Consider the following 428-nt stretch of genomic DNA (forward strand, 5'->3'; position numbering starts at 1 on the left):
TTTCTTCCTCCGTTACTTCCTCGCGCAACAACCGTCTCTCTTTTTCTGTTTCTTCTAGCTGTTTTAATTGTTTTTCGAGTTGCGGAATGCGTCCGTGGCGCAATTCTGCCGCTTTATTTAAATCGTAATTGTTTTCCGCTTCTTCTAACTCGCGCTTCGCTTTTTCTAACTGCTCACGCAACACGCGCACATGTTGAATCGCTTCTTTTTCTTTTTCCCATTGCGCTTTCATCGCATTTGCTTTTTCGCGCAAATTCGCAAGCTCTTGCGACAACGCTTGCAAGCGCTGTTTGCTCGCTTCATCTTGCTCTTTTTTCAACGCCGCTTCTTCAATTTCAAGCTGCATCATTTTTCGCATCACTTCATCTAACTCTGTCGGCATTGAATCGATTTCCGTTCGAATCATCGCGCACGCTTCATCAACAAGG

At 44.9% G+C, this 428-nt stretch carries 1 pseudogene; it reads right to left on the minus strand.

The annotated features are described in order from the left end of the window. A pseudogene (locus ETC00_RS20020) lies at positions 1 to 428 on the minus strand (type VI secretion system ATPase TssH); the annotation flags it as partial.

This window comes from Brevibacillus sp. MCWH (assembly GCF_013096935.1).
Lineage (GTDB): Bacteria > Bacillota > Bacilli > Brevibacillales > Brevibacillaceae > Brevibacillus > Brevibacillus aydinogluensis.